Raw genomic sequence first — 264 nt, forward strand, 5'->3', positions numbered from 1 at the left:
GACAAACTAATTGTCATGTTTTTTCGATATCAGCGATGATATCTTAAAAGAAAATTACTAAGATGAACGATACTTGTGAATGTATCTTGATATTACTTAACGTTATCTAGTTTTCAAGGAACATATTTGACAAATGAAATATTTGTCTGTTGGTGGAGCCTAGCGGGATCGAACCGCTGACCTCCTGCGTGCAAAGCAGGCGCTCTCCCAGCTGAGCTAAGGCCCCAAAAAGTTCTATAATTAAAAAATGGTGGGCCTAAGTGG

The 264-nt window shown here is 39.0% G+C and carries 1 tRNA gene; it reads right to left on the reverse strand.

The window, feature by feature from the left end:
* Nucleotides 1-150: 150 nt before the first annotated feature.
* Nucleotides 151-226, reverse strand: a tRNA-Ala gene (locus tag ACQCT5_RS22990).
* Nucleotides 227-264: the final 38 nt, after the last annotated feature.

Source organism: Sutcliffiella halmapala, assembly GCF_050107295.1.
In the GTDB taxonomy this organism is placed as follows: Bacteria; Bacillota; Bacilli; order Bacillales; family Bacillaceae_I; genus Sutcliffiella_A; species Sutcliffiella_A halmapala_A.